Below are 21,691 nucleotides of genomic sequence, written 5' to 3' on the forward strand. Positions count from 1 at the left end.
AGAGATGGCGAAGAAACAAAGTATACTATCACCGGTTATCCGTATTACTTTTACATTTTTAGTGTTGTGCGGACTTGTATATCCGCTTATTGTTACTGGTATTGCACAAGCGGTAATGAAGGATAACGCGGATGGAAGTCTAATATATAATGATAAAAATGAAGTGATTGGTTCTAAATTAATCGGTCAAAATTTCACAGATCCACGTTATTTTCATGGGCGCGTTTCTAGTATTGAATATAAAGCAGAAGCGTCTGGTTCAAATAACTATGCACCGTCTAATCCAGATTTAGAGAAACGAGTAGAGAAAAGTATTGAAGAGTGGAAGAAACAAAATCCGAGCGTTCCAGTTACAGAAGTACCAATCGATTTAGTGACAAATTCAGGTTCAGGGCTTGATCCTGACATGAGTCCGAAGGCAGCTTACGTACAGGTAGAGCGTATCTCGAAATTAACGAATATCCCGAAAGAAACGCTAGATCAATTGATTAAAGATCAAACGGAAGGTGCGGCACTTGGTTTATTTGGAGAAACCCGCGTAAACGTCTTAAAGTTAAATTTAGAGTTACAGAAAATAATGAAATAGTAACAGTGCTACCTCAATCTAATGGATTGAGGTAGTGTTGTTTCGAAAGAAAGGTTGTGTGTGTTTTGTATGCGGATGACTATAAACCGACGTTTCAAAGGCGAACGCCAGAGGAATATTTAGAATATATTCGTCAGCAAAACCGCGGGAAGTTAAAGCTATATGTAGGGGCTGCTCCAGGAGTAGGGAAAAGTTATAAAATGCTCTATGATGCTAGAGAGATGAAAAAGGACGGTATGGATATTGTAATTGGTTTAATTGAAACGCACGGGAGAAAAGAGACGGAAGAAGCAATTGCTGATTTAGAAAAAGTTCCTTTGAAAGAAATACAGTATAAAGGAAAAGTATTTTATGAGCTTGATGTGGAAGGCATTATAAAACGTGCACCGCAAGTTGTTGTGGTGGATGAACTTGCGCATAGTAATATTCCTGGATCTAAAAATAAGAAACGCTATATGGATGTACAGGAATTGATAGATGCCGGTATATCCGTATTATCAGCGTTTAACATCCAACATTTAGAAAGTGTTCATGACATTGTAGCTCAAATTACAAATGTGAAAGTAAGAGAACGTATTCCAGATTTTATTTTGCAAAAGGCGAATGAAATTCAGCTAGTTGATGCAACGCCGGAAGTACTTCGGAAGAGGTTAATAGACGGAAAGATATATAAAGAAGAAAAAATTCAGCAAAGCTTACAAAATTTCTTTACGCTTAATAATTTAGGAGCACTAAGAGAACTATCGCTTCGTGAAGTGGCCGATGATATGGACGAAAAGATTAGTCAAACAGTAATAGAACCGATCGGAGTAAAAGAAAAAATTCTCGTTTGTGTACAATATAGTTCAACAGCAGGGAAGTTAATAAGACGGGGGTGGCGCATGGCTGCTCGGTTAAATGCTGAATTGTATGTATTAAATGTTGAAAGAGAAAATATAGACTCTCTTTCAGCTAGTAAAAAGCAAACGATTGAAGATTGGAAGGCGCTCACGAATCAATTTGATGCAAGGTTTGTGTTAGAAGAGTCGAAAGGGAGAAAACCAGCAGACGTTATTATTGAAGTCGCGAAAAGATTGCAAGTAACACAAATTTTACTTGGGCAATCAGCGAGAACGCGGTGGGAAGAAATTCGAAAAGGTTCGATTGTAAATGAAATTATGAGACAGACGAAACATATTGATATTCATATCGTTGCGGATCAAAGAGTTTAAAATAGAGCCGACCTTTCGGGGGCTCTATTTTGCTTTTTGTAAAGCATGAAAATGTAGCATTTTCATTGCGTATAAAATGATAAGTAGAAATGTAATTGCACCTAGGAAGAAAATCCAAAAGTAGTTTTGGTTAAATAAAAGAAATCCCCCTACAATAGGTCCAGTCCCCATACCGAGATAGCGGATGAAGTTGTACATACCGATAGCTGTTGCGCGTTCTTGTACAAATTCTTCTGTTAATAAAGTAGTGTGAGTTGGCATAGAAAGTCCCATACTAAAACCGTATAAAGATGTAACGATAATGAGGAATGGGATATTGATGCTATATGTGAAAGAGAATAAAGTGACACACATAATATTGAAGAAACTCGTAATGAATAAAGCTTGCTTTGTTGTGAGTCGTTTTTGCAAAAACTTGTAGTAATAACTTCCTATCATAATAGAAAGAGACATTGGTACAAAGATAAGACCAATTTCACTTGCAGCTAGATGAAATGAATTTGCTAAAATGCTCGGTAAAAAAACGAGAAAGCAAAAGTAAATACAAAATTGAATGAAGCCAATAAGTGTAATAGAATATCCAGTTTTATTTTTTAAGATAAGCCAGTAATTCTTTTTTGCTTGCGGTTGTTTCATTACAGTTGGTTTTGTTTCCGGAAGTAGTGAAATGTTTATAATTAATAAGAGAATGCCGAGTATAGATAAAAACAGAAATACGGAGAAGTGGCCATTTATACTACCAAGATAACCACCAATGAGAGGACCAATCGCAGGTGCGAGAGCAAGTAACATTTGGTATAGGCTCATCGCTTCTCCGCGTTCTTTTCCTTCAAATAAATCGCCAATAATCGTTGCTGAAACTACAGGTATAGCGGCTATTCCTATAGCTTGAACAGCTCTAAAAAAGAGAAATAAATAAATGTTTGCCGAAAAAGCACATCCTATTGAACCAATTGTACTAATAATTAAACTAGGGATAAGGACAGACTTTCTTCCTTTTGTATCAATTAAAGGTCCATATATGAGCTGCATAATCGCAAGAACAAATGTGAAAAGTGAAACTGTTACATTTACAAGATAAAGAGAAGTGTGAAAAGAATTTTGAATCATCGGTAAGATAGGTGTGTAAATATTTTGAGAGAAGGAACCGAGTAAGGCACTCATACAGACAACATATAAAATGAAAGTTAGCTTAGATTTTTTCATCTTGTTAACCTCCTTGTGTTTTTTATTTCCTTGGAAACTAAATTTATTTTAACACGATTTTCTCACTTGTAAAGATGAAAAAATGGTTTTAAAATGGTATATAGTTAAATTGTTTCTTCGGAAACTTAGGAGGAGAACGGATTGAAGCATACAACGAAGCAAATGGAAATACTTTCGGACATTCGTACACTTTTGCATAAAAAAGAAGAACATTTAAAACGACAAAACGAGAAGTTTCTTTATGAGACGGGTGTAAGTAGTATGTCTTTATCTGAGTTACATGTAATCGAATGTATCGGAAAAAATGGTTTGATGAATGTAACGGCAATTACGACAGAAATGGGTATGACGAAGGGAGCGATCTCTAAAATTTGTACAAAGTTGTTTCAAAAGCAATTCGTTGAGAAGATGCAAATGTTAGATAATCAAAAAGAAATTTTCTTCCGCTTAACGGAAAGTGGAAATGAAATATATAAAGCTCATGAGAAATTGCATAAACAAGCTGAAGAAAAGTGGCTGTTACTTTTAGATAGATACACGAAAGAAGAACAAGATTTTATTCAAAGGTTCGTAAAGGATGTCTCCGATCATTTGGAAATATAATTGGAAGAAAAAATTCCGTTTTCTCAAGTCTTTTAAATATAATTTCTGAAAGAACTCATATATAATAGAAAAAGATACTTAACATGGTGAATAATTAAAGAGTCAATATATATAGAGGAGAGAGTAACATGCTTGAAAATACAGGGTTAGTATTAGAAGGCGGCGGTATGCGTGGTGTATATACGGGCGGGATATTAGAATACTTTATGGAACAAGATTTATATTTTCCATATGTAATCGGTGTATCAGCTGGTGCTTGTCATGCAGCGTCGTATCTTTCCAGACAAAGAAATAGAAATAAAACGGTCAATATTGATTATGCATCACATCCGAAATATTTATCGTATAAAAACTTATGGAGAAAACGTCAGTTATTTGATATGGATTTCATTTTTCATGAAATTCCAGAAAAACATGTCCCATTTGACTTTGAAACATACTTTAATAGCCCGGAACGTTTCCTTGTAGGAACGACGGATTGTGAAACAGGACAGTCTGTTTATTTCGAAAAAGAAGGAACGAATGATGATGCGCTAAATTTATTACAAGCGTCTAGTTCATTACCTTTCATTGCACCAGTAGTAAATTACCGAGGTAAACAATTATTAGATGGCGGGATTTCTGATCCAATTCCAGTTCGTAAAGCACAAGAAGATGGATTTAAAAAATCAGTTGTTATTTTGACGAGAAATCACGGTTACGCAAAGAAAAAATCAAGATTTGGATGGGTTGCTGCGAAAGCGTATAAAAAATATCCGAACCTTGTGAATACGATGCTAAATCGTTATGAAGTGTATAATGAAACACTTCACTACATTGAAAAAGAAGAACAAGCCGGGAATTTATTTGTTATTCGTCCAGAAGTACCGCTTCAAGTAGATCGTATGGAAAAAGATACAGCAAAACTACAAAATCTATATGAGCAAGGCTATGAAGATGCAAAGAGACAATTTGCAGATTTAAAGGCGTTTTTGCAAAAATAAGTATTAGGCTGTGGAGAAGAATTTCTCTGCAGTCTTTTTTGTATTGCTTGCTTATCCGTTACTTTTTAAAAATGTATGAATGTTTAAGTGTTTAAAGAGTTTGTAAAACATATGGGTGTCTTATTGAGGAGAATTTATTTGAAGGATATTATGATGAGGTAGCGCTACAAAACTATTTAATTTATGAGGTGATTGTTAATGAAGGGAAAGGTTTTTTCGATTGCGACTTTAATGTTATTAGCAACATCAATCTCAACAAGTGCATTCTATCCAACTCTAAGCGGTCACAAAAGCGGTAATCTACTATCTTACAGAGCTCAAACAACTACGAATCAAAATGCATCTCGTTGTTCAGTAGCAATTTCTTTTATTAATTCAAAAGGAAGTTATTCATATATTGAAAGTGCTTCGGATAAATTAGGATCACATGAATCTGGAAGAGCATTAAATGCCACGGTTAGTAATGGTGCATATAACGCTTTTGGTGCAAAGGGCCTGTATTCTGAGCACTATGCTAATGAGAATAATGACTATCAAGAAGATACACACAAAGGTACTTTTGATAGTAACGGTAACTTACGATTACAGTGGTAAAAAGCATTAAACAGTTGTCTTTATAAATATTTGGATAAGGAGAAGGGGATGTGCATCATCTCCTTCTTATCTAAAAGGAGCAGAGACATGTATTTAGCCTTTAAAAATATAAAAAACAACAAACTGTTTTCAGTCATTCTTCTTATGGCATTTTTTATTTCTTTTCTTTCAATATCAATAGCCGCACTTTTAACAGAGTCTAAACGGAATTTTATATCTGCTTTTCAAATTGGTTTCCCAGAAAAAAATCAAATTTTAAATGTTCCGATAGCGAATGCAATTGAATTGGAAGCGATAATTCCTGTCATACAAGATATTTTTGTAAAAAGTGATATTTACGTAGAGCATTTAAAAGCATTGAATAGTTCAGGTGCAATAAAAATTGTAGCTGTGAACTTAAAAGATGATTATTATTGGACGCCATATATTTCTGAAGGGCAATATTTTCATCGTGAAAATGTAAATGATATGGTTGTTGGTGATCAAACGAATGTAAAGGAGTTATATGAATTTGATGATACATATAAAAAGATAGGGACTATATCGAGAAAAGACAGTGACGTCGGTGTATCAGACATATACATTCCACTTCAAAATTTACCTACTATATCTAAAAAAGGTATTATCGCGAATAAACAATTACAATTAACAGTTGTTAACCCTACATCATCTATCCATAAAGAAATAAAAACATTTATGAATAAGAGCAAAGAAGTAATTTCGGGTGAGGTTCAAATATTGAATAAAAGAGATTTTCAGGGACTAAATGTAACACATGTAGATCCAGCAAATAAGTATTATTATAAATTTATTCTTGTTGCAGTAGTTTCTGGTATTTCAGCAGTGTTGTTTTGGATTTATAAAAAAGAAAGGGAGATTTCATTAAAAAAAGCAGTAGGTGCTTCTAATAGATCTATTTACTGTGAACTATATGTTCAAATTTTGTTTATTTCTCTAGTGGCGATGTTGTTGGTTTTTCTGGTGTTAGAAATGTTTTCTGGAACAATTCATACGTATTTTCAGACATACTTATTAAAACCGTTAACACCATATGTATTGATATGTAATGTTGTTTTTATAATTTTTCTTACAATGTTTGTTACTGTAATTCCAATCAAGCACATTATAAATATATATCCTGGAAAACGTTTAAGAACGTAGGTGGTCGTCATGTTTTTTATATTTGATTCTATACGATCTGTGAAAAAGCGGTTGTTACCAAGTTTGATTATAGTAATTTCTTTAATTATTTCATTTTCTTCAGCTATAGAATTTATTAGTAATCTGTCGGGATATCAAAAAATGATGACAGTAGCAAATAATTTATCGACTCATAAAAATTTCTATGAACTTTATGCGACGCAAGATATAACATTGTTTAGCGAAGAAAAAGCGAAAAATGATTATCAACAATTCATGCAAGGGTTATCTAATACGATACCAATAACAAATACAACAAATTATTTGTTCCGTAACTATTCACTTAGCTTAAAAAAAGCAAATGGAACGATAAAGACTCTTATTATTGATAAAGATATTAATAAGTACTTTCATATCCGACTTTCACAAGGAAGGTATTTTGAGGAATCAGAATTTCATAAATCAGTATTTGATATTAGACCTGTTATATTAGGAGCTAATTATAAAGAAAAGGTATCTATTGGTGATGTTATACCATCTGGAAAAATGAAGCTAAAAGTAATTGGCTTTTTAGAAAAAAATTCACCATTTACATATCCTAGGAGCGGTGAAATATCGGATAATCGTATTACATTATTAGATGACATGGCTATTTTACCAATTGGAACAGAAGAAATAGAGTTCTATAGTGTAGAACTGTTATACAATGGGTTAATTATAGAAACAAATGAGAAGATAAATATAAATGAATTTCAAAAGAAAGTATTAAAGGTAACAGAAGGTAAGGGGTATTCGTATTATGTTACAAATCCGAATAAATTGTTAGAAAATGAAAAGCAAGGTATTGATAATATGTCATACCCCTTATTATTAAGCGGTACAGTCTTATTTTTTTCATTTCTATCTATCGTATTAACATCAATGGCAGCACTTTATATGGAGCGTAAAAATATTTCTATTAAATCAGCGTTAGGTGCAAGTACTTTTCAACTATGTCTTCCATTTATTATTGAGTATATGTTGTTATTCATTTTATCGATATGTATAGGAATTACGTATTTTCAATGGGAGAATAGCGGAGTGATTGAAATTCAAAAAGGACTAGAAAATAGTACCGTATCTTTTTTTGGAACGTTACAAGTCTCTGAAGAATCATTGATCGTTATAAGTATGTTATCAATTGTAATGATCTTCATTATATATACAATCATTTATTTCAATGTATTAAAAATAAAAAATACATATATGAAAGAGGTGTTATAGATGATTCAGCTTGCAAATGTGGCTAAGGGCTTTGGAAAAAATAATTTTAGTGCTTTAAAGGATATTAATCTCACAATAGAAAAAGGCGAAATGATAGCTATTATGGGACCTTCTGGTTCTGGGAAATCTACTCTCCTTAATATTATTGGCTTAATCGATAGCCCCTCTGTTGGAAAGTATTTTTTAGATGGAATGGATACGAGTACATTAAAGTCAAACTACCATAAGTATAGAAACACGGAAGTTGGATTTGTGTTTCAGAACTTTTCGTTACTCGATGATTATACAGTTGTTGAAAATGTAATGCTTCCGCTTGTATATAGAAGAATTTCTCATAAGAAACGTATGAAAATATCAAAAGAAATGCTGAAAATGGTAGGGCTGGAGAGGCATATTAATAAATATCCTTACGAGTTATCAGGAGGAGAACAGCAAAGAACAGCGATAGCAAGGGCTTTAGCACAAGATACAAAAATTATACTTGCTGATGAACCGACCGGTGCTCTGGATCAAGAAAACGGGAAGAAAATTATGAGTATCTTAAAAGAGATTAATAAACAAGGGAAAACGGTGTTAGTTGTTACACATGATCAAAAGGTAGCTGCATACTGCCAGAGGACGATACGACTACTTGATGGCAATATCCAATAAAAAAATGGTATAATATGGATGTAAGTATGTAGAGAGGTGATACATATGGAAAATGTGTATAAAGGACTTAGACATACTGGATTTACTATGATGTTTATTTTTGGTGGCGTATTTCTACTACGTTGGTTCATACATGATGAAATGCTACTGGATCAGCTTATTGGTTGTAGTGTAGGGATGGTAATGGTTCTTTCTTCAGTTTTCATTCAGAAGTATAGTAAAGAATTACAGGTAGAGGAGAAATATTAAAATGTTATAAGCTTCTTCATGTTTTGGAGGGAGCGTTATAGTTTGAATGATTGTTATAAAAGAAAAGTAGAGCATCGGATTTCGATGCTCTACTTTTTTAATGTGGTAAGAAAATCAATTGATAAGCAAACAAAATTCCAAATACATATACAAGTGGGTGAACAGCACGGAATTTACCTTTTGCTACTTTCATAAGTGGGTATGAAATAAATCCAAGTGCGATACCTGTTGCGATACTTGATGTAAGTGGCATGCTTAAGATTACCAAGAATGCTGGGAATGCTTCATCAAATGCGTCCCAATCGATGTGGCGAACTGAACCCATCATAAGGCTACCAACGATAATTAATGATGGTGCAGTAATAGCTGATACACCAGAAACGGCACTTACTAAAGGTCCAAAGAATGCTGCTAGAGCGAATAGAACAGCTACTGTAACAGTTGTTAAACCAGTACGACCACCAGCTGCAACGCCAGCAGAAGATTCAATGTAAGCTGTTGATGGTGTTGTTCCGAACATAGAACCGATTGTTGCTGAGAATGAGTCAGATAGAAGAGCTCGTCCAGCTTTTGGAAGCTTTCCGTCTTTCATAAATCCACCTTGTTGAGCAACGCCAAGTAATGTACCTGTTGTATCGAATAATGTAACAAGGAAGAATGAGAATACAACGCCGTATAATCCGTAGTTAATTACGTCAGATACAGCAGTAATTGGATTGGAAACGATAATTCCTTCTGGTAATCCAGGCATTGATGTAACGCCGTTTGAGAATGTTAATTGTCCTGTGAAGAAAGCAATAATACCAGTTAATAGCATACCGATAAATAGTGCGCCATTTACATTTAAAGACATAAGAACAATCGTAATTCCAAGTCCAGCTAATGCTAGTAGTACTGGAGCAGAGTGAAGATCACCAAGTCCAACTAAGTTTGCTTCATTTTTTGTAACGATACCTGTTAAACGTAAACCGATAAAGGCGATGAAAAGACCGATACCAGCAGTAATTGCATGTTTTAAGTTTTCAGGAATTGCTTCCATTAATTTTGTACGGAAAGATGTGAATGATAACAAAATTAAAATCATACCTGCTACGAATACAGCAGAGAATGCAATTGCGAAAGTCATGCCTTCATGAGCTTTTACAACAGAGTAAGAGAAGTAAGCATTTAATCCCATACCTGGTGCAATTGCGATTGGTAAGTTTGTAAAGATCGCCATAAATAATGTTCCGACAACAGCAGCGATAATGGTTGCTGTAAATGCTTGTTCGAATGGAACTCCTGCATCCCCAAGGATGACAGGGTTTACGACAATGATATATGCCATTGTTAAGAAGGTAATAATACCTGCCATAATTTCAGTTTTAATAGAAGTTTTATGTTTTGAAAGGTTAAACATATAAACATCCTTTCTGTTTACGAATAATTTTCACAACAGTTATATATAATATTCGTTTTTTAACTATTTTGCAATAGTTTTGCATAAAAAGTTTACAACAATTCATATTTTGTGTCTTAAATTCGAATATTAATCGTAATATGATGTGCGAATTTCAGTTTTTATTATGCACATTATAAGAAAAAGGAGTTGAAAGAAACTATGCCGCAGCAAAAAAACTTTGTAACAATGCCAGCGCAACATCAAAACAAACAGCCTGGCATTGAATCATTAATGAATCCTCTACCGCAGTTTGAAGATCCAAATTATAAAGGAAGCGAAAAGTTAAAAGGAAAGAATGTATTAATTACAGGTGGAGATAGCGGAATTGGACGAGCTGTTTCCATCGCTTTTGCGAAAGAGGGAGCAAATATTGCGATTGCGTATTTAGATGAGGAGGGAGATGCAAATGAGACGAAACAATATGTTGAGAAAGAAGGCGTAAAGTGTGTATTGTTGCCAGGTGATTTAAGTGATGAACAGCATTGTAAAGATATTGTACAAGAGACTGTCCGGCAGCTAGGTAGTTTAAATATTTTAGTAAATAATGTCGCGCAGCAATATCCGCAGCAAGGACTAGAGTATATTACAGCAGAACAGTTGGAAAAGACTTTTCGTATTAATATTTTTTCTTATTTTCATGTTACGAAAGCAGCACTTTCTCATTTAAAGCAAGGGGATGTCATTATAAATACGGCATCTATCGTTGCATATGAAGGAAATGAAACGTTAATTGATTATTCCGCAACGAAAGGAGCTATCGTTTCTTTCACAAGATCACTTTCTCAATCGTTAGTGCAAAAAGGGATTCGTGTAAATGGTGTTGCGCCAGGACCAATTTGGACACCACTTATTCCATCAAGCTTTGATGAGAAAAAAGTATCACAGTTTGGGAGCAATGTTCCAATGCAAAGACCTGGTCAACCATATGAATTAGCGCCAGCATATGTATATTTAGCGTCTAGTGATTCATCCTATGTTACCGGGCAAATGATACATGTAAATGGGGGCGTTATTGTAAATGGATAGTTTTCATTTATAAGAGCAAAGTAAAGTTAATTCCACTTATTATAGTGAGCGCTAGGGGGGATATAGATGAAAAAAATTTGTTTCGTCATACTATTATTTTTCATCCTACCGGTTAGTGCTTTTGCTAATACAGATCATTTAATATTAGTGAATCTTACGACAAATCAGTTGTCTTTTTTTGAAAATGGAAATTATACAAAAACATTCCCCGTAACAACTGGAAGAGATCGTACACCTACGCCTGAAGGTAATTTTTGTATTATAAATAAATATAAAAATAAAGAATACCATCGAAAAAAAATAGCTGGGGGTGCACCGAATAACCCTCTTGGTACGAGATGGCTTGGCCTAGATAAAAATGAATATGCGATTCATGGGACAAATCGGGAATGGACGATTGGAAGTAGGGAATCAAATGGGTGTATTCGCATGCATGACAGGGATATACAGTGGTTATATGATCGAGTCCATTTACAAACAAAAGTAATCATTTCTCGTTTTCATACGAGCCCCGAATATGAAGCGAATAAACTTGGTTACCGCGTTGTGAGTTGGAATGGTCGTAAAATAGAAGAAGAACAAATTGGTATACTTACGTTAGTAGACCGCGTGGATATATATTGGCAAGAACCAAATGGGCAGTTAACGAAAGTGAAAACGGTATTGCCAAACGAAAGATATGCAGTGTACTCAAAACGAAAAGATGGAATATATTATATAGGAAACAATTTGTATATTGTGGATGAAACAGGAGAAAAAATTCGTTATGAGCAAATTCCTTCTTCGATTTTAAGTAATATATATAAAAGGAAATATAATGTTCCGTAATGGCTACCGTATTATAGACGGTAGCTTATTTCTACTTTGAGTTTAACTGCAACTATTGTATTTTGCTGAATATAATACAGTACGGATAGGGGGGGGCGGTTATATCATGAAAAGTGAATTTGCTTTTAAAGTTTTCTTAGTAACGACCTGTTTATTTATCGTGTATTTGTATGCGTTTCTCGTCTTTTCGTTTTATGTTCCATACGTTGATTTAATATTGTTCTTCGGATTTATTTGGGCGTTTGTTAAGGCGAGGGAAGGGGAGAAAAGTATATATCGGCGTATTACGTTATGTGGGACGGCAGTTCTTGTTATTTTGTACTTTTTTATTATGCATGATTTTTGGAGGGGAATGTAAAAAAGCATACGAGTAATCGTATGCTTTTTATGTTTAATATTTTGGTTTAAAAGTATGACAACAAGTCTCTACACTCGTTGCTACAGAACTTTCTAGCGTCTCGTTTATTAAAACTGCATTTGTATACGAATTATTTTCAGTTTGACCCGATTCATCGGAATCTGGCTGAACGATAATCGCACTGGCTTGACAAAAGTTACCTTGTCCCCAAAATGAGCAATTGGAAACAGAGCATCTTACTTCTGGCATAAAACCCCCTCCTTATACATTAGTTTGGGATTTTACACGCATTTCATGTATAGAAGGAGTTTCCTTTTCTCGTTATTTCTTTGTTTGTTCAAACCATTCTTTGAATTTGTCTTTTGATTGTTCTCCGCTAATACGGCTTACTTCTGTACCGTCTTTAAAATGAATAATTGTCGGTGTTCCTTGGATATTATATTTATCCCAAGGCTCGTTTAAATTTTCAATATCAATTACTTTCATATCAACATTAAAATCTTTCGCTAAAGGTACAACAATAGGAGAGACCTTTTGACAATGAACGCAAGAGGTTTGATAGAAGTAAATCGTTTGTTCTTTTTTATCTTCTATATTTTTATTGAGATCTTCAAGAGAAATTTTATTTGAGTAGTAACCTTTTTCATCTGTCGATGCATTTTTCTTTTCCATTTGTGTTACAGCAAAGATTGCCGCAAATAAGACGATAATAATACCGCCAAATATAAGCATTTTTTTCATTCTTTCATCTCCTTATTTGTTTTTGATGACAATAAAGCTACAAACAGCGATTGTAATAAAGCCGATAAGTGCTAAAAACGGGATTGTCACAAAGCCGAACCAGTTTATGTATTCTCCCGTACATGGTACGCGGCCGCAAGCTGCCCCTGCAGCTGAAAATGCTGCGACTTTTTGAATTGCATAGTGATATAAAGAAATACAAGCACCAATACTTGCGATTGGTAAAGAATAACTTGCAATGCGATAGTCTTTTTTTACTACAGCGATACCGAGCCATAAAACGAATGGATACATGAAAATACGTTGATACCAACAAAGGACACAAGGTTCAAATTTCATGATTTCGGAAAAGTATAGACTTCCTAGTGTCGCAATAAAAGAAGCTCCCCACACGGTAAATAAAGCATATTCTTGCTTTTTTTCTCGTCCCATATTTTATACCTCACTTATAATAGTTACATACTAAATTATAGTATGAAGTGGTACAGAAAAGAAAGAAAAAATATGTTTATCAATAAAAGTTTTATAAGGGGAAACTTTTATTGATATGAACATTTTAAAAAGCGCTATCCTCCAGAAGAGGATAGCGCTATAATTTACATTTGAATTTGCTCTACTTCTTCTATATGTGACTTTTGGGATGCGTGGTCAATATATTGAAATAGGAGCTGCAATTGTTTATCAACTTCTGGCAGTTCTTTACTGTATTGATAAGCGTGTAAAAAATGCTCAATACGCTTAGAAAATAATTGATCGTTCGTTTGAACCATAAGAACGAGTAATTTATCCCAATTACAGCAATACGTGTAATAGAGAGCTTTATCATAGTCGTTATATGTTTGCACTGTGTACCCTCCTTACCGAGAGTTATATATAGTGTGTGATAAGTAAGGAGAAATACACTTGAAAGAATTTGTTAAGAAAAAAAGTGAATGAAAAAAAACGAGGTGTTTCCTCGTTTTTTAAGCTTTTGGCATTGGCGTAGGTGTTGGTTTTCCGTATCCTTCTTTATATTTATTGTCGATATAGTTACGAATTTCAAGCGTTGATTTTCCTTTTTGTTTCATCGAAGCCGATTCAACTGCAATTTCTAGGCAATTGACGCAAGTCGTTGCATGGGAATCCCAAACAACTTCACCATTCTTTTTAATTTCACGAATAAAGCAATTTTTATTGTTTTTATGTCCTACACTTTCACCGCAACCGCAGTAACATGGAATCCAATCTAATAGCTCTGCATTTTGTCCAGCGACAGTGTAGATATCTTTCATTTGTGGATCAAGCTTGTCTAGGAAGGTAGGGAGTGTGTCGACTCCTTTTGTTTTCTCTTGAATGTCAGCTTGCTGAGTATGCGATGCATGGTCATGCTCTTCTTTTGATTCAGATGATTTTTTTTCATTAGTACTAGTAGCTCCGCATCCAGCAAGAATTAAACTCAGTACTGCAAGTAAAGAAAATACATATTTCTTCATACGCTTGTCCCCTTTACAAATGTATTAATCAAATTGTATCAGAGATTATGGTGTGTCGGGTGAAGATTTTTTTGACCGATTTTTGAAATGCCATCGTAGTGAATGGAATACAAATAAAATCGGGATATAAGCGTATACAATATATAAGCCAGCTTGAGATAGGACTGTGTTTAATGTGTTGATACTTTCACGGTTTTTAAAGAATAAAGAAGCTGTAAAAACGATGAAAATGAAAAACGGTAATGTAAATTTAAATGAAATATGAAATGAACGCTTCATCGTTTGGCATGATGACCAAATAGTTAAACAAAGGTTTGGCAAAATAATTAAAAACCAAACAAAAATAATAATATATTCAAACCGTTGAATGAAAGGAACTTTAATTATTTTTAACATCGTTAAAGTAGGCCAAATAGTATGATTTAATTGTCCTTCACTATAATACATAAAAGATACAATAGCTAAAACTACATAAATCAAAGTGCTAAAAAAAATTCCTGCATGAGCCCATCTTTTTAAAGACTTACCTTTTTCAATAAATGGATAGAAGATAAGGATTGTTTCAAAGCCGAGAAACTCTAATGCAGATTGTTTTGCAGATATAAGCATGTCAAAAGGTGAATGTGTAAAAATAGGTAAAATATTACGGAAATGAGCGTATTTCATTGGATAGACTAAAAAGAATACAACGAAAATAGGAAGTACAATACCCCAAAAACATATCCCTGTCACAGAACGGAAGCCACCTTTTATAATGTAGTAAGTGACTAATAAAAACATAAGGGTAAGTTTCCATAACTTAATGGTAGGGAAGATCCAAACTTGTATCACTTCCATATATGTACGAAGAACAGTAAGGCAAAATAATAAGCAATAAAGAGTGAAAATGACAGAAAATATAGAGCCAAACCATTTTCCAAAACTTGTTGTATGAATGCTAATTAAATCTCCATCTTTTTCTAACATTTTTAACATACAAAACAGCACAATATGGGTTGCAATCCCCGCAATAATAAGAGAAATCCAGGCATCATAACCAGCGTTTTTTAAAATTACACGTTGATACCCAAGAACTCCTATTCCAATTTGAAGGGAATGTAATAATATAAAGGCAAAGTATGGAGAGACTGTCTTTGATTTATTCATTGTATTCATTGCTTATTTCACCTCACTATTCCCCGATTCCAGATTGTACAATATTAAGATCTAAATTTATATCTACGGCTACGTTTTTATACATATTTCGAATTTGTTTTATATTCCATTTTCTCGTATGACTTCTAATTTCATCGCGTATGCCTAAAGGATCAATTTCCTTTTTTTGAAATTGTTTTATTAAATCTTCACAGTCTTTTTCAACATTGCGTTCAATTTGTTTCTTTATATAGTTGATATTTGTTTCTTTTCTCAAATCAATCCAATTAGGAGAGTTTTTAATTAAACCATTTAATTTTAAATGGATTTTTACTTTTGGTATGTCGCCAGTTTGATCTATATCATATTTATTTTTCCCAGCTAAGTTTTGTATAACAACCATACCTTTATGTTTATCCTTTGTTATTGCTGCTTCGTAACGTCCATTTTTTGTAGGATTAATAAGTAATTTTGCTAAAACAGAATGTCTTTTATCCGTATACATGACGACTTTATCGCCTTTTAAAAAGGCAAGTCCTTTGACAGCGACAGAATGATTATCGTCCATTTTAATATAAGGAACATAGGCATCACATACAGAAGAGTAATAATTATATAAAAAAATGTTTAATGCGGTTTGTGGAATGTTCTCATTTCTTATATTTTGCTCGAGTAAATCAGCAATATATAAAGAACCATTTTTTTTTCCGTAATTTAAAAGCTCTTCAGCTGATCCATCTACAATTGCTAGTTGTACATCACGTCCTATATTTGGATCACGTTGTAAGTTAGTAATAATTTCTCCCATTCCACGTTCTCCTAGAGTCTTTCCAAATAAGACGACACGCATTTGACCTACAACAACATTGTGAGGAGATTTAGCATTCAATCGTGAAGCGATTGTTTCAAGTGAACGAGCAGATGTTGATTGTGTCTCAGGCTTAGACTGTACACCATGCGTGTATTCTGGGAATAAGATCGTCCCTTGGAATTGTTTGTTTTTTGTAATATCAAATCCAGCAATATGAATAATACGCTGTGTATCCACTATATACGTTTGTGTACAGCCAGTCTGTAGAACAAAAAAGATTATAATAAGGAACAAGAAAAGTTTTTTCATTGATTATCACCATCACGTTTTTGCTTCACTTTGTTCGGGTTATAGCGCCATTTTGATTTCGGTCTAAGGAAAGAAGGCCGTTGTGCCGTTTGACTAAATGGTAATCGAAGAAAACCTTCTGCTGTACCTAAACCACGAAATGGATATAAAGGTAATAAATAAGGTGATCCAAGTGATTTTAATTTAATTAAATGAGCTAAAATAAATACGAATCCGACAATAAGGCCTAATCCTCCGAATGCGCCGGCTAAAAGAATAAGTGGAAAGCGTAACAACCGGATAGTAGAAGACATCTTTACAGTCGGTGTTGTGAAAGATGCAAGGGCAGATAAAGCAACTGCAATTAATAAAATTGTACTCGTTAAAGCTGCTTCAACCGATGCTTGTCCAATTACAATCCCACCAACAATTCCAATCGTTTGTCCAACTTTTGTCGGTAAACGTGCTCCCGCTTCACGAAGCAATTCAATTGTAATTTCTAAAAAGAGCGCTTCTAGAATAGGAGGGAAAGGTACGTTAGCTCTCGAGAAAATAATAGGACCTAGTAAATCGGCAGGAATCATTTGATAATGATATGTTAAAGCCGCTGTATAAATAGCGGAGGAAAAAAGAGAAAATATAGCTCCGAAAAAACGAATAATACGAAAGAACGATCCAATCATCCACGGTAAATAATAATCTTCTGGTGAAATGAAAAAATCTAGTAACGTTGTTGGTCCTGATAAAGCATACGGAGAGCCATCTGTTAAAATTAAAACTTCACCGTTGATTAACGCAAATACAGCCCGATCTAATCGTTCTGTAGGTAATAGAACAGGAAAAGGTGAATTACTATTATCACTAATAAATTGCTCAATCATAGTTGCGTCAAATGGGACATCAAAGTCAATGTCTTCTAGCCGTTGTATTGCGGTGTTGATAAATTGTTCATTTGTAACTCCTTCTATATAAGCAACTGCTACTTTTGTTTTTGACATAGATCCGACGGTCACTTCTTTAAATATGAGTTGCTCCGTGACAATATTTCGGCGTAATAAGTGTATATTTGTATCAAGGTTTTCAACGAAACCGATTTTAGGCCCGATTACGCTATATTCATTTTCTGTATCGTTATTTAATCGTATTCCTAAAACAGTACTTTCGGCACGAATTAAAGCATATTGATCGGGATTCGAATTGTTTTTTAAGCGTAATAAAATATATCCCCCTAATAATTTCTCACGAATATCATCAATAGAAGGGGAGGTAATAATATCTTCAATAGAGACGATATTACATAAATCAGAGATGTTTTGGATTCGATCCGATTCCTTTTTTAGAGGAGTTAAAATAAATTGTTTAATAATAAGTGCTTCCACGACAGATTTATAATAAAACAAGCATAATGTTTCATTTTCAAGTACGTTATAAGAGACAAAATCGCTAGATTCTGTCATGCTTTGTATAAATTCTGGAATAGAACAAAGTGTTTTTGTACTATTCTTTTTGGATTTCTTAGATGATAAACCGAACATTTTCTCACCCCTAACATATATCATTTCCTTGTGTTAGTTTTTGGGAAAGACGGGAATTTATACTTGAAAATTGAAAGTTCATAAAGAAAAGGAAGAGTATTGAAAATCTCTTCCTTTTTGGTGTATTAATTTGTTCTCTTTTCCTTAATTGACTTTACTAATTTAATCATTTCTGCTCGTATATCTTCTTTCTTTACATTTAATTTTTCAGCAATTTGTTTCATATCCATTCCGTCTTTTTTCATTTTTAGCAAATCATCAAGGGGAGTATTACTTTTTTGAGAAATAATTGTTAATACCGTGAGCTGACGTAATCCGATATTATATTCTTTCATTTTTTGTTTTAGTCCGTCTGGTGTAGATTTTTGCATAGTTGCTAATTGTAGCAGTAGTGCTTTTTTTGTTTCTTTATTCATATGATGCTTTTTCAACTTACTTGGATCTATCCCGAAATGCTCGGCTGTTTTCTCCCAAGATTGATTTTGCTTATAGTAAGCTAAAACGTCCTTAATTTCTTTTTTACTCATTTTTGCAATGTAGGCAGCTTTCCAAATTTCATGTTTGTTATAGCCGAGTTTTTCGAGCGACTGCATTTCTTCTTCTGAAATTGGTTTATGATGATGCAATGTTACTTCTTTTGGCGTAGCGGCGGAAGTAGGGAAGACGGTTGCACCGAATAATAATATTGCCATAGACATACTTACTGCGATTTTTTTGTACATGTAAATTCCTCCTAGATGGATAATGTGGAAAACTTTACATATATCATTTCCATAAAATGTGAAATACTTGTGAACAAATTAAGTTTTTTTATTCACAGTATGAACTGAAGTTTTTGGAAGTTTTCCAACATAAAACATTGATTAATAGTAAAAAACTAAGGTATAATCGAAATTGAAAATCAATATCAATAATAAACGTATACATATAGATAAAAATAAGGGAGAGAAAAATATGACTACATATACTTCCATCGCAAATGTAATTAAAGAAAGACGTTCTGTTCGTACATTTACAGATAAAGCAGTAGACAAAGAGTTATTAATTGAACTATTAAACGACGCAACGTGGGCACCAAACCATAAGCACCGTGAGCCGTGGAATTGTAAATTATATATTGGAGACGGCCGCCAGAAATTAGTAGATGCAGTATTAAATTCTTTCACAGAAGAAGAAAGAGCGAAACGCGGAAAAATTTTATCAGATCGTTTCTTGAGCACGCCAGCACAAATCGTTGTATATATAAATGAAGACCCACGTCAAATTCAACGTGACGAAGATTACGCTGCAACATGTGCATTTATGCAAAACTTCCAACTTCTTGCTTGGGAACGCGGTTTAGGTTGTGTTTGGAAATCAGGCGGATTAAACTACAATCCATTATTTATAGAAGGAATCGGTTTAACTAGAGGTCAACGCATCGTTGGAATTCTTCACCTTGGCTATTTCGATAAAGCACCAGAAGGAAAAGATCGTACGCCGATTACGGAGAAGATGGAGATTATTGAGGGTTAAATAGGTGAGGCATTCTCGTTTTTACGGGGGTGTCTTTTTATTATGCAATCAATCCTCATGAAAGCTTGTTCTCAATCATACACTTTCTTAAGGGAAAGTGTAAGGAGGGAAAATAATGAGAGCAAGTGACGATAAAGCACTGCAATATGCGATTGCGGAAATTACGGAAATTGCGACTGGATTTGGGCTAGATTTTTATCCGATGCGTTATGAAATATGTCCAGCGGAAATTATTTATACATTTGGTGCATATGGGATGCCGACGCGTTTTTCACATTGGAGTTTTGGAAAACAGTTTTTCAGAATGAAATTACAATACGATTTAGGTCTTAGCAAAATATATGAACTCGTTATTAACTCTGATCCATGTTATGCCTTTTTACTAGATACGAACTCGTTAATTCAAAATAAATTAATTGTAGCGCACGTGTTAGCGCACTGTGATTTCTTTAAAAATAATATTCGTTTTTCAAATACGAAGCGAGATATGGTAGAAAGTATGTCAGCAACAGCTGAACGGGTGAAGGCATATGAGCATAAGTACGGAAAAGAAGAGGTAGAAACATTTTTAGATGCCGTACTTGCCATTCAAGAGCATATTGATCCGTCGCTTATGCGTCCGAAACTGGCGTGGAGTATTGATGATTTAGAAGAGGAAGAAGTAGAGAAGAAAAAGGCATCACAATACGATGATTTATGGAATTTAGATAATCGAAATAAAAAGCAGGAACGCTCTAATGTACGTAAAAAGAAGAAAATCCCACCGCAACCAGAAAAAGATTTACTCCTCTTTATTGAAGAATATAGCCGTGAGTTAGAAGATTGGCAGCGAGACATATTAACGATGATGCGCGAAGAAATGTTATACTTCTGGCCGCAACTTGAAACGAAAATTATGAATGAAGGCTGGGCGTCCTTCTGGCATCAACGCATACTTCGCGAAATGGACTTAACATCGGATGAAGCAATTGAATTTGCGAAATTAAATGCGGGCGTCGTTCAGCCATCCAAAACAAGCATTAATCCATACTACCTCGGTATTAAAATGTTTGAAGATATTGAGGAACGCTACAATAATCCGACCGAAGAAATGAAGCGACGAGGCGTCAAACCAGAATCTGGCCGTGACAAAATCTTTGAAGTACGCGAAATTGAATGGGACGTATCGTTCTTAAGAAACTACTTAAATAAAGATCTCGTAATGAGAGAAGATATGTACTTATTCCAGCGCCAAGGAAAAGAATATAAAGTAATAGATAAAGAGTGGGAACATGTACGTGATCAGCTCGTAAATATGCGTACAAATGGTGGCTTCCCGTACTTAGTAGTAGAAGACGGAGACTACTTAAAGAACGGAGAATTGTATATTAAACATAGCTACGAAGGAATCGAGCTCGATTTAAAATACTTAGAAAAGGTATTACCATATCTTCATCAACTGTGGGGAAGAACAGTGCATATGGAGTCGATCGTAGAGAGTAAGGGTGTTGTGTTTTCTTATGATGGGAAGATGGTGCATCGGAAGTATGTGTGATGGCAAGAACGGACATAGAATGCTATGTCTGTTCTTTTTTATTTGGAAAAAGGTAAAATATGCTATTCTTAAACAAAAGGGAGTTACATAGAGAAATGGAGCGATTCAAATGAGCAGTTTAGAAGTGCAACTGTTTCAAATTAATGATGGTATATTCTCTGGTATACCGATGGAACCTTTTTCAGAGACTGCGTTAGAAATGAAAGAGAGTCTTCAAAATGAACTAGCTTTCTTTGGTGGATATACGAACGGATATATTGGTTACTTACCAACGAAGGAAGAATTCGCATATGGTGGATATGAAGTGGAATTAAGCCCTGTAGTGTATGGACCGGTTACGAATTTATTGATGCCACTGGAGGAAAATACTGCGGAGCTGATTGTGAAGAAGGTTACGGGTTTATGTAGTAAAGTGAACCTTTAATGAGACAGATTTTTGAACGCAGAGTAAAGAATATGATAATTGTGTGATTACGTTGACTTCTAAAAAAAGAAAAACTAGAATTTATAAAGGGACCTTCA

25 protein-coding genes and 1 pseudogene are annotated in these 21,691 nt (G+C 34.2%); 15 read left to right on the forward strand and 11 right to left on the reverse strand.

The window, feature by feature from the left end; all coding sequences use genetic code 11:
• Window positions 1-4 precede the first annotated feature (4 nt).
• Together kdpC and kdpDN are read left to right on the forward strand one after the other, a co-directional pair.
• Window positions 5-586 carry a K(+)-transporting ATPase subunit C gene (gene kdpC / locus ACVWY7_RS03620; RefSeq protein WP_212114563.1) on the forward strand — a complete coding sequence of 194 codons (582 nt, stop codon included), beginning with the start codon at window positions 5-7 and terminating at the stop codon, window positions 584-586.
• Window positions 587-642: 56 nt separating this feature from the next.
• Window positions 643-1,797, forward strand: a complete 1,155-nt coding sequence (gene kdpDN / locus ACVWY7_RS03625) for a KdpD-like non-kinase potassium sensor (protein WP_456523672.1) — start codon at window positions 643-645, stop codon at window positions 1,795-1,797.
• Window positions 1,798-1,821: 24 nt separating this feature from the next.
• Here kdpDN and ACVWY7_RS03630 read toward each other — a convergent pair whose 3' ends face one another.
• Entirely contained in the window at window positions 1,822-3,003 is a 1,182-nt protein-coding gene (locus tag ACVWY7_RS03630; RefSeq protein ID WP_456523673.1) for an MFS transporter, read from the reverse strand.
• A 141-nt stretch (window positions 3,004-3,144) separates the two neighbouring features.
• Here ACVWY7_RS03630 and ACVWY7_RS03635 point away from each other — a divergent pair, with 141 nt between their 5' ends.
• The 7 genes from ACVWY7_RS03635 to ACVWY7_RS03665 all read left to right on the forward strand — a co-directional run bounded on the left by ACVWY7_RS03635 (window position 3,145) and on the right by ACVWY7_RS03665 (window position 8,486).
• A complete protein-coding gene (locus ACVWY7_RS03635) occupies window positions 3,145-3,606 on the forward strand; it encodes a MarR family transcriptional regulator (RefSeq protein WP_000683329.1) in 462 nt (153 codons plus the stop codon).
• A 128-nt stretch (window positions 3,607-3,734) separates the two neighbouring features.
• Window positions 3,735-4,589 (forward strand): patatin-like phospholipase family protein, encoded by an 855-nt coding sequence (locus ACVWY7_RS03640; RefSeq protein WP_000892680.1) that lies wholly within the window; start codon window positions 3,735-3,737, stop codon window positions 4,587-4,589.
• A gap of 198 nt (window positions 4,590-4,787) precedes the next feature.
• A complete protein-coding gene (locus ACVWY7_RS03645; protein WP_000676979.1) occupies window positions 4,788-5,183 on the forward strand; it encodes a hypothetical protein in 396 nt (131 codons plus the stop codon).
• 87 nt (window positions 5,184-5,270) lie between these two features.
• Window positions 5,271-6,344 carry an ABC transporter permease gene (locus tag ACVWY7_RS03650; RefSeq protein ID WP_105989900.1) on the forward strand — a complete coding sequence of 358 codons (1,074 nt, stop codon included), beginning with the start codon at window positions 5,271-5,273 and terminating at the stop codon, window positions 6,342-6,344.
• A gap of 9 nt (window positions 6,345-6,353) precedes the next feature.
• A complete protein-coding gene (locus ACVWY7_RS03655; protein ID WP_139371896.1) occupies window positions 6,354-7,586 on the forward strand; it encodes an ABC transporter permease in 1,233 nt (410 codons plus the stop codon).
• Entirely contained in the window at window positions 7,587-8,237 is a 651-nt protein-coding gene (locus tag ACVWY7_RS03660; protein ID WP_000615286.1) for an ABC transporter ATP-binding protein, read from the forward strand.
• A gap of 45 nt (window positions 8,238-8,282) precedes the next feature.
• Window positions 8,283-8,486 carry a hypothetical protein gene (locus tag ACVWY7_RS03665; protein WP_000432825.1) on the forward strand — a complete coding sequence of 68 codons (204 nt, stop codon included), beginning with the start codon at window positions 8,283-8,285 and terminating at the stop codon, window positions 8,484-8,486.
• 97 nt (window positions 8,487-8,583) lie between these two features.
• On the opposite strand, the gene ACVWY7_RS03670 is transcribed toward ACVWY7_RS03665, so the two are convergent.
• Window positions 8,584-9,885: an NCS2 family permease gene (locus tag ACVWY7_RS03670; RefSeq protein WP_000482728.1), complete on the reverse strand. Its 1,302-nt coding sequence runs from the start codon at window positions 9,883-9,885 to the stop codon at window positions 8,584-8,586.
• A gap of 201 nt (window positions 9,886-10,086) precedes the next feature.
• Between ACVWY7_RS03670 and ACVWY7_RS03675 the strand changes: the two genes are divergently transcribed.
• The 3 genes from ACVWY7_RS03675 to ACVWY7_RS03685 all read left to right on the forward strand — a co-directional run bounded on the left by ACVWY7_RS03675 (window position 10,087) and on the right by ACVWY7_RS03685 (window position 12,139).
• Window positions 10,087-10,953: an SDR family oxidoreductase gene (locus tag ACVWY7_RS03675; RefSeq protein ID WP_001136281.1), complete on the forward strand. Its 867-nt coding sequence runs from the start codon at window positions 10,087-10,089 to the stop codon at window positions 10,951-10,953.
• Between the two features lie 66 nt (window positions 10,954-11,019).
• Window positions 11,020-11,781: a L,D-transpeptidase gene (locus tag ACVWY7_RS03680; RefSeq protein WP_000717598.1), complete on the forward strand. Its 762-nt coding sequence runs from the start codon at window positions 11,020-11,022 to the stop codon at window positions 11,779-11,781.
• A gap of 106 nt (window positions 11,782-11,887) precedes the next feature.
• On the forward strand, window positions 11,888-12,139 hold the full coding sequence (locus ACVWY7_RS03685; RefSeq protein WP_000834195.1) for a hypothetical protein: 252 nt from the start codon (window positions 11,888-11,890) through the stop codon (window positions 12,137-12,139).
• Window positions 12,140-12,172: 33 nt separating this feature from the next.
• On the opposite strand, the gene ACVWY7_RS03690 is transcribed toward ACVWY7_RS03685, so the two are convergent.
• The 9 genes from ACVWY7_RS03690 to ACVWY7_RS03730 form a co-directional block, all read right to left on the reverse strand.
• The gene (locus tag ACVWY7_RS03690; protein WP_001115487.1) at window positions 12,173-12,388 is read right to left on the reverse strand and encodes a DUF1540 domain-containing protein; all 216 of its coding nucleotides are present in this window, start codon (window positions 12,386-12,388) and stop codon (window positions 12,173-12,175) included.
• Window positions 12,389-12,460: 72 nt separating this feature from the next.
• Window positions 12,461-12,880 (reverse strand): thioredoxin family protein, encoded by a 420-nt coding sequence (locus ACVWY7_RS03695; RefSeq protein ID WP_000738456.1) that lies wholly within the window; start codon window positions 12,878-12,880, stop codon window positions 12,461-12,463.
• Between the two features lie 12 nt (window positions 12,881-12,892).
• Window positions 12,893-13,312 (reverse strand): disulfide formation protein C, encoded by a 420-nt coding sequence (locus ACVWY7_RS03700; RefSeq protein ID WP_212114569.1) that lies wholly within the window; start codon window positions 13,310-13,312, stop codon window positions 12,893-12,895.
• A 164-nt stretch (window positions 13,313-13,476) separates the two neighbouring features.
• The gene (locus tag ACVWY7_RS03705; RefSeq protein WP_001195458.1) at window positions 13,477-13,725 is read right to left on the reverse strand and encodes a YhdB family protein; all 249 of its coding nucleotides are present in this window, start codon (window positions 13,723-13,725) and stop codon (window positions 13,477-13,479) included.
• 117 nt (window positions 13,726-13,842) lie between these two features.
• Window positions 13,843-14,352 (reverse strand): PCYCGC domain-containing protein, encoded by a 510-nt coding sequence (locus tag ACVWY7_RS03710; protein WP_000761019.1) that lies wholly within the window; start codon window positions 14,350-14,352, stop codon window positions 13,843-13,845.
• A gap of 45 nt (window positions 14,353-14,397) precedes the next feature.
• Entirely contained in the window at window positions 14,398-15,507 is a 1,110-nt protein-coding gene (locus ACVWY7_RS03715; RefSeq protein ID WP_001095026.1) for a GerAB/ArcD/ProY family transporter, read from the reverse strand.
• Between the two features lie 16 nt (window positions 15,508-15,523).
• Window positions 15,524-16,606: a Ger(x)C family spore germination protein gene (locus tag ACVWY7_RS03720; RefSeq protein WP_073526390.1), complete on the reverse strand. Its 1,083-nt coding sequence runs from the start codon at window positions 16,604-16,606 to the stop codon at window positions 15,524-15,526.
• Entirely contained in the window at window positions 16,603-18,120 is a 1,518-nt protein-coding gene (locus ACVWY7_RS03725; RefSeq protein ID WP_000467476.1) for a spore germination protein, read from the reverse strand. The genes ACVWY7_RS03720 and ACVWY7_RS03725 overlap by 4 nt, the downstream gene beginning before the upstream one ends.
• Window positions 18,121-18,245: 125 nt before the next feature.
• A complete protein-coding gene (locus tag ACVWY7_RS03730) occupies window positions 18,246-18,842 on the reverse strand; it encodes a hypothetical protein (protein WP_144507777.1) in 597 nt (198 codons plus the stop codon).
• A gap of 232 nt (window positions 18,843-19,074) precedes the next feature.
• Between ACVWY7_RS03730 and ACVWY7_RS03735 the strand changes: the two genes are divergently transcribed.
• From ACVWY7_RS03735 to ACVWY7_RS03745, 3 genes and pseudogenes are all read left to right on the forward strand, one after another.
• Window positions 19,075-19,635, forward strand: coding sequence for a nitroreductase family protein (locus tag ACVWY7_RS03735; protein WP_000214804.1), 561 nt, complete (start codon window positions 19,075-19,077; stop codon window positions 19,633-19,635).
• 115 nt (window positions 19,636-19,750) lie between these two features.
• Window positions 19,751-21,169, forward strand: coding sequence for a stage V sporulation protein SpoVR (gene spoVR / locus ACVWY7_RS03740; protein ID WP_212114588.1), 1,419 nt, complete (start codon window positions 19,751-19,753; stop codon window positions 21,167-21,169).
• A 118-nt stretch (window positions 21,170-21,287) separates the two neighbouring features.
• Window positions 21,288-21,593 (forward strand): annotated as a pseudogene (locus ACVWY7_RS03745) (neutral/alkaline non-lysosomal ceramidase N-terminal domain-containing protein); the annotation flags it as partial.
• Window positions 21,594-21,691 lie beyond the last annotated feature (98 nt).

The sequence above is a fragment of the Bacillus sp. TE9106W genome, assembly GCF_054062215.1.